This is a genomic window from Pseudomonadota bacterium (assembly GCA_027624715.1).
Classification (GTDB): Bacteria; Pseudomonadota; Gammaproteobacteria; order Burkholderiales; family Eutrophovitaceae; genus Eutrophovita.
This window is the reverse complement of record JAQBTV010000022.1, coordinates 1-12,796: the sequence shown is the minus strand read 5'-3', so window position 1 is coordinate 12,796 and position 12,796 is coordinate 1. Positions and strand designations below refer to the sequence as shown.

The 12,796-nt window shown below is 46.2% G+C and carries 14 protein-coding genes and 1 tRNA gene; 11 read left to right on the top strand and 4 right to left on the bottom strand.

Annotated features, from left to right (window positions below):
* The 3 genes from O3A65_08625 to dacB form a co-directional block, all read right to left on the bottom strand.
* Positions 1-777: class II glutamine amidotransferase (locus tag O3A65_08625; GenBank protein ID MDA1332524.1), on the bottom strand; the 777-nt coding region annotated here is incomplete at its 3' end.
* A 32-nt stretch (positions 778-809) separates the two neighbouring features.
* Positions 810-2,168: a bifunctional UDP-N-acetylglucosamine diphosphorylase/glucosamine-1-phosphate N-acetyltransferase GlmU gene (glmU, locus tag O3A65_08620; GenBank protein ID MDA1332523.1), complete on the bottom strand. Its 1,359-nt coding sequence runs from the start codon at positions 2,166-2,168 to the stop codon at positions 810-812.
* Positions 2,169-2,257: 89 nt separating this feature from the next.
* Positions 2,258-3,649, bottom strand: a complete 1,392-nt coding sequence (dacB, locus tag O3A65_08615; GenBank protein ID MDA1332522.1) for a D-alanyl-D-alanine carboxypeptidase/D-alanyl-D-alanine-endopeptidase — start codon at positions 3,647-3,649, stop codon at positions 2,258-2,260.
* A 305-nt stretch (positions 3,650-3,954) separates the two neighbouring features.
* Between dacB and groES the strand changes: the two genes are divergently transcribed.
* The 7 genes from groES (at position 3,955) to O3A65_08580 (ending at position 9,702) form a co-directional block, all read left to right on the top strand.
* A complete protein-coding gene (gene groES / locus O3A65_08610) occupies positions 3,955-4,242 on the top strand; it encodes a co-chaperone GroES (protein ID MDA1332521.1) in 288 nt (95 codons plus the stop codon).
* Positions 4,243-4,294: 52 nt separating this feature from the next.
* Positions 4,295-5,941, top strand: a complete 1,647-nt coding sequence (gene groL / locus O3A65_08605) for a chaperonin GroEL (protein ID MDA1332520.1) — start codon at positions 4,295-4,297, stop codon at positions 5,939-5,941.
* Positions 5,942-6,098: 157 nt separating this feature from the next.
* On the top strand, positions 6,099-6,350 hold the full coding sequence (locus O3A65_08600) for a DUF4212 domain-containing protein (GenBank protein ID MDA1332519.1): 252 nt from the start codon (positions 6,099-6,101) through the stop codon (positions 6,348-6,350).
* A 10-nt stretch (positions 6,351-6,360) separates the two neighbouring features.
* On the top strand, positions 6,361-8,136 hold the full coding sequence (locus O3A65_08595; GenBank protein ID MDA1332518.1) for a cation acetate symporter: 1,776 nt from the start codon (positions 6,361-6,363) through the stop codon (positions 8,134-8,136).
* A gap of 165 nt (positions 8,137-8,301) precedes the next feature.
* Positions 8,302-8,377, top strand: a tRNA-Phe gene (locus O3A65_08590).
* Positions 8,378-8,604: 227 nt separating this feature from the next.
* The gene (locus O3A65_08585) at positions 8,605-8,808 is read left to right on the top strand and encodes a hypothetical protein (GenBank protein ID MDA1332517.1); all 204 of its coding nucleotides are present in this window, start codon (positions 8,605-8,607) and stop codon (positions 8,806-8,808) included.
* A gap of 45 nt (positions 8,809-8,853) precedes the next feature.
* Positions 8,854-9,702: a class I SAM-dependent methyltransferase gene (locus tag O3A65_08580; GenBank protein MDA1332516.1), complete on the top strand. Its 849-nt coding sequence runs from the start codon at positions 8,854-8,856 to the stop codon at positions 9,700-9,702.
* Positions 9,703-9,885: 183 nt separating this feature from the next.
* Here O3A65_08580 and O3A65_08575 read toward each other — a convergent pair whose 3' ends face one another.
* On the bottom strand, positions 9,886-10,050 hold the full coding sequence (locus O3A65_08575; GenBank protein MDA1332515.1) for an adenylyl-sulfate kinase: 165 nt from the start codon (positions 10,048-10,050) through the stop codon (positions 9,886-9,888).
* Positions 10,051-10,290: 240 nt separating this feature from the next.
* Between O3A65_08575 and O3A65_08570 the strand changes: the two genes are divergently transcribed.
* From O3A65_08570 to O3A65_08555, 4 genes are all read left to right on the top strand, one after another.
* Entirely contained in the window at positions 10,291-10,635 is a 345-nt protein-coding gene (locus tag O3A65_08570) for a MarR family EPS-associated transcriptional regulator (protein MDA1332514.1), read from the top strand.
* Positions 10,622-10,867, top strand: a complete 246-nt coding sequence (locus tag O3A65_08565) for a hypothetical protein (GenBank protein ID MDA1332513.1) — start codon at positions 10,622-10,624, stop codon at positions 10,865-10,867. The genes O3A65_08570 and O3A65_08565 overlap by 14 nt, the downstream gene beginning before the upstream one ends.
* A 169-nt stretch (positions 10,868-11,036) precedes the next feature.
* Positions 11,037-12,101 carry a UDP-glucose 4-epimerase GalE gene (gene galE, locus O3A65_08560; GenBank protein MDA1332512.1) on the top strand — a complete coding sequence of 355 codons (1,065 nt, stop codon included), beginning with the start codon at positions 11,037-11,039 and terminating at the stop codon, positions 12,099-12,101.
* Positions 12,098-12,796: sugar phosphate nucleotidyltransferase (locus O3A65_08555; protein MDA1332511.1), on the top strand; the 699-nt coding region annotated here is incomplete at its 3' end. The genes galE and O3A65_08555, both read left to right, overlap by 4 nt.

The window sequence follows — 12,796 nt, the reverse complement described above, 5'->3', positions numbered from 1 at the left end:
TTGTTCAAAAATTTCTTTTTGCATGTAATGTTTGAACTGACCTAATTCGACCTGGTCAGCGGAAAGGTCACTTTCGTAAACTGTACGTTTAACAACGGCTCCTACGGCATCAAAAAATATTGGCCCATTGATGGTAATTTCTGCGAGGTCTCCGTCTTCCATGAAGATCATTTTTTTGGTGCGGTTTAAAAGGGCAGAAGCGTCACTCGCGCAGTAAAATTCGTCATCACCCAAGCCAACTAATAATGGAGCCCCTCGTCGCGCGAGAATAATCCGGTCTTTAGATTGTTCGTTAATAATTGCTAATGCGAAGGCGCCCACCAAGTCTGCAACTGCGCAGCGTACTGCGGAGAGTAGATTCGGGGTGCTTTGAATATATTTGTGTATCAGGTGAGCGATGACTTCACTGTCTGTATCGGACGTGAATTTATAACCTTCTTTCATCAGCGATTGCTTGAGCAATTCATGATTTTCAATGATGCCATTGTGCACGAGCGCGATACCATCGCGACTGATGTGTGGGTGTGCATTTCGTTCTATAGGGGCGCCATGTGTAGCCCAGCGGGTGTGGGCTATACCCAGGCTCGACCGCATGTTGAGAGACTTCACTTTACTGGAAAGCTCGCTCACGCGACCGGCATTTCGGATCCGTTCCAACTTATCATTAATGACTGCTAGTCCCGCCGAGTCGTAGCCACGATATTCGAGTTTCAGTAGCCCATCAATTAAAAAGGGAACTATATCTTTAGTTGAGACGGCACCGACGATTCCACACATCTTGATGTTTTACCTTGCAGTTATTATGATTTTTATTTTGTTGACTTTGTTTTTGTTGGTCGCTTCCAATCTGCAATGAACGTTTGTTTCACTCGAGATAAAGCTAGACCTCCGGGCGGCACATCCTTAGTGATCGTACTTCCTGCGGCAACGGTGCTTCCAGCTCCGATGGTGACTGGCGCGATGAGTTGGGTGTCAGAGCCAATGAATACGTTATCTTCTAGAGTGGTTTGGTGTTTGTTTGCGCCATCATAATTACAAGTGATGGTTCCCGCGCCAACGTTAACGGATGATCCAATTTTGGCATCTCCAAGATATGCAAGATGGTTTGCTTTTGATCCAGCGCCAATTGTGACTGCTTTTACTTCCACGAAGTTACCAATTTTTACCTGAGTTTGCGACTCTGTACCGGGACGAATTCTCGCGTAAGGACCAATTTCATTTTGGCTACCAATTAACCCACCTTCAATATGTGAGAAGGCCCTTATCGTGGTGCCATCTTTAATTACAGAGTCTTTAATGATTACGTTAGCCTCAATCGTGACATTTTTTCCTAGGTGTACCTCGCCTTCAAACACGCAACCGACATCAATGGACACATCAGTATCACACGCGAGCGTTCCGCGTATGTCAATGCGTCTTGGGTCTGAAATTGTTACCCCTGATTCCATGAGCTCATGAGCGAGCTCAAGTTGGTAACGTCGTTCCAGTTCGGCTAATTGTCGTTTGCTATTCACACCGTTTGCTTCGAAATCTAAGGATGGCTGTACCGTCTCTACAGATGCGCGCGCACGTGAGGCGAACTCAATGAGGTCGGTTAGGTAGTACTCCCCTTTTGCATTACTGTTTTTGAGGGTACTCAGAAATTTTTTAAGTAGTTCTGTGTTAACACAAAAAATGCCAGTATTAATTTCTAGAACCAATTTTTCATTTGGGTTGGCATCTTTTTCTTCGACGATCTTTGAGGGTCGCCCAGCCGCAGTTCGAAGTATGCGACCATAGCCCGTGGGATCGTCAACTATTTGTGTCAGTACGACAACGTCTGCATCACATTGTGTTAGCTGCTGGATCGATTCTTCTCGAACGCAGGGCACATCACCCATCAATATGAGAGTTTTTGACGAGGTTAGGTGGTCGATCGCTTGTGCGACTGCGTGTCCCGTGCCAAGTTGCTGTTTTTGCGATACAAATGTCACCAGGGTCGTCGCATAGTGTTCGCGGATGGCGGCTTCCTCATGCCCCACGACGATGATGACTTGCGTAGGGTTTATTTTTTTTGCTGTCTCGATGACATGGTCTAAGAGGGGCTTTCCGGCGAGCCGGTGCATCACTTTTGGTTTTGTCGAATTCATTCGAGTGCCTTTGCCTGCAGCAAGAATGACAACGTCAATATTTTTCATAGATCTATATGAGTTGGTGTGTGCGGCTGATTATGGCATAGGAGGTTTAATTTTGGCGTCAACCGGCTCTGATTCGGTATTCATTGCGTGTCGTATAAAGATTCGACAAGATGTTCGAGTGTCTCTGGATTTTTCGTCAACGTGCCACTATTCATAATGATAACAATAGAAAGTGTTCGGCCGTTAGATAAATGAAGATACCCAGCAATAGAACGCACGTCTTCTAGAGAGCCTGTTTTGAGATGGGCTCTGGCATTCACTATGCTATGGGTAAAACGAGTTTCCAGTGTGCCGTCAACGCCGGGAATAGAAAAAGACGAGACGAATTCTGGCATGGATGCGTCAATCCATGCAGCATTCAAAATTTCTGATATTAATGAGGCGGAGACTCGCGCGCTCCGAGATAACCCTGACCCATTGTCAATAAAGAATCCTTCGGTGTTAAATCCGCGTTTTATTGCCCAGTCGTTGATGATTGAGCGTGATGCCGCAATATCGGAGGCCGTATTCGGTTGTAGTGATAACGTTAGAAAAATATTACGAGCGGCCACATTACTGCTCCATTTGTTTGTCAAGCGAAGGGCCGAGGCCAGCGGTTCGGACTGTATGCTCAGGAGCTCCTGAGCCGATTCTGGTGTCGTTTTGTCAAGAATCTGTCCGTTTATCACTCCCCCAAGTGCTGTCCACTCAGTCAGAAATATGTTTTCAAAATAAACCGAAGGAGCCAGAAAATTATATTGACGCTGTTTTATACCGCATGAGGCAGGGTATGCGCCTTGGAAAACGATTTGGCCTTGCATGATTACGGGCTTCTTGGGCCACTTTGTGCAGGGTTGATCTACTAATTTAAGTTCATTAATGATGTTGATATTCGATGGTGAACTGATGAGATCCACTGTTTTCGTTTCTTGATTTGGAATAAAACGGACATCAAAAACATTTGCATTAATTAGTAGGGCGTCAGGTCCCGCGTTGTAAGGCCTCCATGGCTCATTATCAAATAGACTGGGATCGTGTCTTTCAGTGGGAAAAATCGAACGATCGACGTAGACATTCCCATTAATGGAGTGAATCCCGAGATCATAAATGTTTTTTAAAAGTGATTTAAATCGCATCAGATCAAGAGTGGGATCGCCCCCACCACGAAAATATAGATCACCAGTCAGTGATTTGCCTTGGAGTGCCCCGTCTATCAATATTTCGGTTTTCCATCGAAACCCTACCCCAAGAAGATCTATGGCTGCTTTCGTGGTCACTAACTTCATGACGGAAGCGGGATTAAGCGGCGCATCTTGATTTCCCGCAAATACCGTCTCACCCCGCGCGATGTCATCGATCCGGACTCCGAATTCACTGGGATATTCTGTTACGAGCTTTTTGAGCTGTTCTTTGAGCGTTTCAGGAAGGTTTAGTGGTTCCCCAAATGAGGGTTGGGGTATGACAAGTGCGAGAATGAGTAGAAATCGATTCATAACCTTAACAATATTCACCGGGCCATCATCGCACGTTAAATAGGAGGTGGCTACTATGTTATTATTGGTTTTTTTGATTAGTGAGTACACACTTATTTTGATAATTGTTCATTTAATACCATCAATATTAGCAATATTACTAGTCTACCACTTGAAAAGTGACAATCTGATCCCATATCATTAGCACTCACAGATGCCGAGTGCTAATAAGATTCGCAGTTGAAAGATTTTTCTAATTGCACATTGGTATTGGGCAAATTGGAGTACTTTTAATAATAAACATAAGTTTTTAGGAGACACAACATATGAAAATTCGCCCTCTGCACGATCGAGTGATCGTCAAGCGACTGGAAGAAGAACGCACAACTGCTTCGGGTATTGTTATTCCTGATTCTGCCGCTGAGAAGCCAGATACCGGTGAAGTAATTGCAGTCGGTACCGGCAAAGTTCTTGATGATGGCAAGATTAGAGCGTTAGACGTCAAACCTGGCAACAAGATTATATTCGGTAAATACTCGGGTCAAACCGTTAAAGTCGATGGTGAAGAGCTTCTCGTCATGCGCGAGGAAGACATCATGGGCGTCCTCGAATAAGACCCTCGTCCTAATTCACATCGAATCATTAAAAGTTTTAAGGAGTTAAATCATGGCAGCTAAAGAAGTAAAGTTTCACGACGCCGCTCGAGCAAAAATTGTTGCTGGAGTGAATGTGTTAGCGGATGCAGTTAAAGTTACCTTAGGCCCTAAAGGGCGCAACGTTGTGCTCGAGCGTTCGTTCGGCGCGCCAACGATTACAAAGGATGGTGTTTCCGTAGCGAAAGAAATTGAGCTCAAAGATAGGTTTGAAAATATGGGCGCTCAGATGGTGAGGGAAGTTGCATCAAAAACGTCTGACGTTGCGGGTGATGGAACCACGACAGCAACCGTCCTTGCTCAATCTATCGTTCAAGAAGGTATGAAATTCGTCGCGGCAGGCATGAATCCTATGGATCTTAAAAGAGGGATTGATAAAGCTGTTACGGCTGTTGTCGCAGAGCTTAAGAAAAACTCTAAGCCTTGCACCACCAGTAAAGAAATTGCGCAGGTTGGCGCTATTTCTGCCAATGCGGACTCAGAAATTGGTCAGATTATTGCTGATGCAATGGATAAGGTGGGCAAAGAGGGCGTGATTACTGTTGAAGATGGGTCGGGTCTCGAAAGTGAGCTTGAGGTCGTTGAGGGTATGCAGTTTGACCGTGGTTACCTGTCTCCTTATTTCGTGAACAATGCGGATAAGCAGATGGTTAACTTAGACAACCCATACGTTTTGCTACACGATAAGAAAGTCTCAAATATTCGAGAGTTGCTTCCAGTTTTGGAGCAAGTGTCCAAGTCGGGTCGGCCACTACTGATTGTCGCTGAGGATGTTGAGGGCGAAGCGCTTGCAACACTTGTAGTAAATAACATTCGTGGCATCTTGAAAGTGGCAGCTGTTAAGGCGCCAGGCTTTGGTGATCGTCGTAAGGCGATGCTTGAAGACATTGCAATTCTTACTGGTGGCACCGTTATTGCCGAAGAGGTTGGTTTAAGTCTTGAGAAAGTAACGCTTGAAAATTTGGGCCAAGCTAAGAAAATTGAGATCGGCAAAGAGGAAACCACAATCATTGACGGCGCTGGACAGGCGGCTGCTATTGAAGGGCGCGTTAAAGCCATTCGAAGTCAAATTGAGGAGTCCTCAAGTGACTACGATCGTGAGAAGCTACAAGAGCGCGTGGCCAAGCTTGCAGGTGGAGTCGCGCTCATTAAGGTTGGCGCAGCGACTGAAGTGGAAATGAAGGAGAAAAAAGCGCGTGTTGAAGACGCACTGCACGCTACACGTGCCGCGGTTGAAGAGGGTATTGTTGCTGGTGGTGGTACTGCGTATGTTCGAGCTCGAAAGGCTGTAGATCAGCTTAAGGGTGACAATTCTGATCAAGACGCAGGTATTCGTATCGTGGTTCGCGCTCTAGAAGAGCCTCTTCGAACGATTGTTAGCAATGCTGGTGATGAGGCGTCTGTTGTCCTTAATAAGGTCTTAGAGGCTAAAGGCAACATTGGGTACAACGCAGCTACCGGGGTATACGGCGATATGTTTGAGATGGGCGTGCTGGATCCGACCAAAGTAACTCGTACTGCGCTTCAAAATGCTGCTTCGGTGGCTGCTTTGATCCTAACTACGGATGCTATGGTTGCTGAAGCCCCTAAGGAAAATGCTGGTGGTATGCCAGATATGGGCGGTATGGGTGGTATGGGTGGTATGGGTGGCATGATGTAAGTCATCGGTAGTATAGCTCCAACGAAAACGCCTGATTTTATATCGGGCGTTTTTTTTGCCCTTACTTTAAGATGAGCGCATTGTAGTTAGGGTGTTAATATCTTCTAGGGTTATAAATATAAAAAATATGACGTTGTTACAAATATAGGGGGGGGATATGGAAAGCAGTCAAGACTATTGGCGAGCAAATGTGAGCACTATTTTGAAATGTCTAGCGGTATGGTTTGTCTGTTCTTACTTGTTCGGGATTATTCTTGTTGATCAACTTAACGCCATTTCAATTGGTGGCTACCCGTTAGGTTTTTGGTTCGCGCAACAAGGATCGATTTACGTCTTTCTAATTTTAATCTTCTACTACGTTAAACACATGAATCGTTTGGATCGTGAATTTGATGTAGACGAACAATAAGGAGGCTGATGTGGATCTCAATACTGTTACTTGGCTTGTTGTCGGAGCCACCTTTGTGTTGTATATCTTAATCGCGATTGCGACTCGAGCAAATAATACCAGTGACTTCTATGTGGCGGGAAAGGGTGTTAATCCGGTACTAAATGGCATGGCGACGGCGGCTGATTGGATGTCTGCTGCATCATTTATTTCAATGGCTGGGCTGATTGCCTTTAACGGCTATGACGCCTCTGTTTATTTGATGGGTTGGACGGGTGGGTATGTGCTCCTCGCACTGCTTCTCGCGCCGTATCTAAGGAAATTCGGGAAGTTTACCGTGCCAGAGTTTATTGGCGATCGTTATTACTCAAAGGCGGCGCGCATTGTTGCGGTCATTTGTTTGATCTTAACGTCGCTGACTTATGTGATTGGTCAGATGAAGGGTGTAGGTGTTGTTTTTTCTCGATTCTTAGAAGTGGATTACACCGTTGGTTTAATGGCTGGCATGGCAATCGTATTTTTCTATGCAGTGCTGGGCGGCATGAAAGGGATTACGTACACCCAAATTGCTCAATATGTTGTCCTTATATTTGCGTACACGGTACCCGCAGTCTTTATTTCGCTACAGATTACGGGTAACCCGATTCCTCAGTTAGGCCTTGGTGGTTCAGTCGCGGACGGTACTCCACTACTTGCGAAACTTGATCAAGTGTTAGCGGAGATCGGATTTGCTGAATACACAATCCAAAAAGGAACGTCGCTTAATATGATTGCGTTGACGTTGTCATTGATGATCGGAACTGCGGGATTACCACATGTGCTCGTTCGTTTCTTTACGGTGCCAAAAGTTAAAGATGCACGCTCTTCCGCAGGATGGGCCTTAGTGTTTATTGCGATTCTATATACAACCGCTCCGGCAATAGGCGCGATGGCATTCTTTAATCTCATCAATACCATTCAGCCGGGCGAAACTGGGAAGCCAGAAAGTAATCTGATCTATGAGGAGCGCCCAGAATGGTTTAAAAAATGGGAGAAGACTGGCCTGCTGCAGTTCGAAGACAAGAATGGGGATGGTCGTATTCAGTATTACAACGATAAAAACGCAGATTTCGCGGAAACTGCCAAGGAGTATGGCTGGAATGGTAATGAGTTAGTTAATATTGACAAAGATATCATGGTTCTGGCAAACCCAGAAATTGCCAATCTACCCAACTGGGTGGTGGCTTTAGTGGTTGCTGGTGGTCTCGCGGCGGCTTTGTCTACTGCTGCTGGTTTGCTCTTAGCAATTTCCTCCTCGATTTCCCATGATCTTATGAAGGGGGTGTTCGCCCCTGACATATCCGAAAAAACTGAGTTGATGGCAGCTCGAATTTCTATGGCTGTTGCAATTGGGGTGGCAGCCTACCTTGGGCTACATCCGCCAGGGTTTGCGGCTGAGGTCGTTGCTTTAGCTTTTGGTCTGGCGGCTGCATCGATATTTCCAGCGTTAATGATGGGCATCTTTAGTAAACGCATGAATAGCCAAGGGGCGATTGTGGGTATGGTTGTCGGTCTGTTAAGTACGTTGATATACATTTTTGTATTTAAGGGATGGTTCTTTATCCCAGGAACAAACAACCTACCTAACATTCCTGATAATTGGCTGTTTGGAATTCAGCCGGAAGCCTTTGGTGCGGTTGGAGCGTTACTTAATTTTGGTTCGGCCTGGCTTATTTCTAAGGTTACTGCTCCTCCTCCGGCGCACATTCAAGCTCTGGTTAATGATATACGTGTGCCCCGTGGTGCTGGGGTCGCATCCGGGCACTAAAGCTAGTTGAGCTCGGTCAAATGGGGGCGGCTTTATGTCGTCCCCTAATTTGGTCCTTTGTATATGAGTGTTAACAGTCTTTTTGGCGAAAATTTAATTTTGATGTAAACTCCGTTGCTCCGCATTGGTCGCAAGTGGTACGAATGTTGCTCGCCAACGGGTGATGGCCCGGTAGCTCAGTCGGTAGAGCAGAGGATTGAAAATCCTTGTGTCGGTGGTTCAATTCCGCCCCGGGCCACCATATATACACCGTAGTCGAAAGACTGCGGTGTTTTGTTTTGTGCTTGTACAAAATTTTGCTCTTTGCGTGCGCAAAAATAATTTACGCTCTCCGCACTTTAGCAACACGCTGCCCTACTTTGCGTAATGACACTCGCAAAGCATCTACGACTACGCACAGCACACAAACTCTTTACATTTAGCAACGGCTATCAACCGCCCAGTTTGAATGGCACATTTAGAAGATTGATGCGTGATAGTGGGTTAGAAAAGAACGGAGAGGGACAGACACGCACTTTATATTCGTTGCGACACACTTATGCTACATTCGACCTTATAGAAAACAAAACGGATTTACACACGCTGGCGAAGCAGATGGGCAATAGTGCCGCAATGATTGAGCGACACTACAGCAAGCTCACAGCAACAATGGCGGCTGATAGATTGTCATAGCTATTGAAATTATTTCATCTATGATTCGAAAATAGAGGAATAGAAATGACTCAAAATAAAAAATCCTTGATAGATTTGGAAGACTGGGTGTTAAAAATACTCGCTGACCCTATTACTAAGAAACCCACCCTACTTGATAATTTCAAGCATATAAATGGAATTATCGACGCAAGAGTTTTTTTAAAAAATACATACGGCTATAGCGATTGGGAAGTGGGTCAAGAAGTTTACGAACGATGGGAGGCGAGCGGCGAAGGTTACAACAATCAAGTGAATGCCTATAAGAAAGAAATCGAATACGATCGTCCCATTTATGAACACTACAAGATGGATGGCGACATTCTTGATGTCGGCGGCCTCACGGGGATGGTTCGAGAATTTTTGAGTGAAGATTGTAGATTTGTTTCAGTCGACCCTTATCTTGAGGCAGTTTTCAAAATCCCCCATGCCAGAAAAGAAGCCTATAAATGCCTGTCAAAACGATTAAATTTTATCGGTGCTTTAGCAGAGTTTCTTCCCTTTCAATCAGACAGCTTTGACTATGTACACATGCGGTCAATGTTAGATCACGTTCAAGTCCCCGATTTAGCGCTGAAAGAGGCAAATCGAGTCTTAAAATTGAACGGAGGACTTATAGTGGGGCTATACGTGGAGGGAGGTAAAAGTGGTCGTAAACCTTTTATTAGGTGGGCAAAGGACATGATTAAAGAAGTGCTCTACTTAATCGGTATCGAAAAATACAAAGATTTTCATACTTGGCACCCGACCTACATAAATCTCTTAAAGTTGATTACTGACAATGGGTTTGAAGTAAAAGAAAGTTACTGGCAACCTTTTTGGAAGGATCAAGTGGTTTACGTATTTGCGACCAAGCAAGTGCCTGAACAAACTTGACAATAGACCAAACGTCACGACGCGTGGCGAACATTGGCATTGCTAATCACGATTAGAAGAAATCCGAAAGAAGCTACAGCAAGCAAAACAGGAACAAAACGCTGTTGTCGTATCGCAACTATCTCCAACTGAAAAAAAGCGTAGATTAAAAAGACTATCGGCGGGAAAATATGAGGAACAGCCTTACAACAAATTACCAATCGATTCAGCCGCTTCTTCTAAGCGCGCACTTAGCTTTGACAATACTACATCTGGGTCCAATGGTGGCTCGTAAGGGCTATTAATTCCAGTCATATTGGGGATTTGCCCGCTTCTGGCCTTCTTGTGTCGAAGATAACCATGAAAAATTCCTTAAAAAATGAAGTAGTTTTCAGCAAAGACCTAAAAGTACTATAAATTTATTTTATACAGCTTGTGCGCAGAGTTGAACATGGTACACTGCGTTCATCTGATGAACGATAATGTTCATTTTAGGCTTGTTATCGTGATAAAGCCTCTGTCAGACTACCAAGCGCGCTTGCTGATCGTGCAACAGCGCGGCGGTAGCGTGCCTAAATCACCTTGAACCCCTTACCTCAACCTTCGAAATTGGCTGGTTTCCAAGCAGAAATCCAGTTTGAAGTGCTGCGGCGTTTAGAGCAAACACCGGCGGTGAGTCAGCGCGCCTTAGCCCAGCAGTTGGGCATCAGTCTGGGTAGCATCAATTACTGCTTCCAAGCCCTGGTGCAAAAGGGTTTGGTCAAAATGCAAAATTTCAGCCAGCACAAGAACAAGCTGCGCTATATTTATATCCTGACGCCAGCCGGGGTGGTTGAGAAGTCGAAGCTGACGGCAGAGTTTTTCAGGCGGAAGGTGGCTGAGTATGAAAAGCTTCAGGCCGAAATCGAGGTGCTGAAAATCGAGATTAATTCTGTTGAGGGTGACGCTCTTTGAAAATTGCCATCGCCGGCACCGATTACGTTGGCCTGTCGAGCGGCGTGTTGCTGGCGTAGCAAAACGAAGTGGTTTGCGTGGACATGGTACCTGGAAAATTGGCGATGCTGAATCGCCAGAAATCGCCGATCGAGGATGCCGACATCGAGGATTTGCTCAAGCGCAGGCCAAGCGTGGTGAGCGTTTACCGGCTCATTATGAAGTCTTGTTCGGACAACTTCCGTGTTTCTAGCATCCAGGGCTTTATCAAGCGCGACAAGGCAAGGGCATCGAAGTCATTGTCTATGAGTCTATGTTGAAGGAAGCAGAGTTTTACAACTCGCCCATGGAAAACGACTTGGCCCGGCTCAAGCTCGAGGCCGACCTGGTCATTGCTAATCGCCATACGCCAGCGCTTGCCGATGTCGAATGTGAGGGTTCACACGCGATCTATTTGGGGCGAACTGGTGAGTAGGCTGTTGATTACGGGCGGAACTGGCTATATCGGTAGCCATGCGGCTCTTGTGCTGTCTAAGCTTGGTCATCAAGTTGTCCTCTATGACAACTTATCAAACAGCAGCGAATCCGTGTTGATAAAGCTCGCGCAGATCACCCAGCAACAAATACCTTTCGTTAAAGGCGATGTGTGCGATAACAACTTGCTTGCAACTACGCTTGAGTCCCATAGGATTGATGCCGTTATTCACTTTGCGGGGTTGAAAGCTGTGGGGGAGTCTGTTGGAAAACCCGTTGACTATTACGTCAACAATGTCCAGGGTACGATCAGTTTGCTTCAAGCCATGCAGGCGCAAAGCGTCAAGACACTTATCTTTAGCAGCAGTGCGACCGTTTACGGCCAACCCAAGTATTTACCTCTAGACGAGAACCATCCAACCAGTGCCATCAATCCGTATGGCCGAAGCAAGCTTCAAATTGAAGAAATGTTGAACGATGTTGCAGTATCAGACGCCGGGTGGCGGATTGCCTGCCTTCGTTATTTCAATCCCGTAGGCGCGCATGAAAGTGGGCTTATTGGCGAGAATCCTCACGGGGCGCCCAACAACCTCATGCCGTTCATCACTCAGGTGGCCGCAGGTCAGCGGCCTGCATTGAGCGTTTTTGGCAATGATTACCCCACACCTGATGGAACTGGTGTGAGGGACTACATCCATGTCATGGACTTGGCAGAGGGGCATGCAGCTGCATTGAATTTTTTAGTGCAAACCGCTGGGTGGTATGCGATTAACCTTGGCACTGGGAAGGGATACAGCGTGCTCGACATGATCCAGGCGTTTGAAAAAGCATCCAAACGAACTGTGCCTTATAAAGTAGTCGCGCGTCGCGCAGGCGATGTAGCAGAGTGCTATACCAATACTCAAAAAGCTGCTGAGCTATTGAGTTGGAAACCAAAACGCGGCTTGGAAGATATGTGCGAAAGTACATGGCGTTTCCAACAAGAGGCCTTGATGTACGGGGCCGTCTCATGACAAACTTGATCAAGGCACAGCCCGTTATTTTGTGTGGTGGCTCAGGTACCCGTCTGTGGCCGCTCTCTCGTGCGGGATTTCCAAAGCAATTTCTCTCGCTTACTGGCAATGAGAGTATGTTTCAACAAGCCGCACTGAGACTCACTGCACTTGGTGTGACCGATATTGAAGTTGCCAAACCCATCATCGTCACCGGCGAAGAGTATCGATTTCTTGCAGCAGAGCAATTGCGTGAAATTGGCATCGACTTCGGCACTGCTTTATTGGAGCCGGTAGGGCGCAACACAGCGCCTGCATTGACGCTGGCTGCCTTAGCAGCGTACGCAAATGATGAAGACCCTGTCCTTGTCGTCACTCCAGCTGATCAAACCGTAACCCACTCTGAGGCCTTTGCTGATGTCATGCGTCAGGCAATTCGACTGGCCGCAGAAGGTTTAATCGTGATACTTGGCATCACGCCGAACACGCCAGAAACTGGTTACGGTTATATCCAAGCCCATGCCAATTCAGACCAATCGCCGATGACGGTGAGACGCTTTGTTGAAAAGCCCAAGGCCGCTACCGCACAGCAATATCTTGACGAAGGCGGTTATTATTGGAATGCAGGTATGTTTGTGCTTCGGGCGTCTGTGTGGTTACAAGCACTACAAGCGTTTAGACCAGACATACTTAACGCTACCACTCAGTCTTGGAAC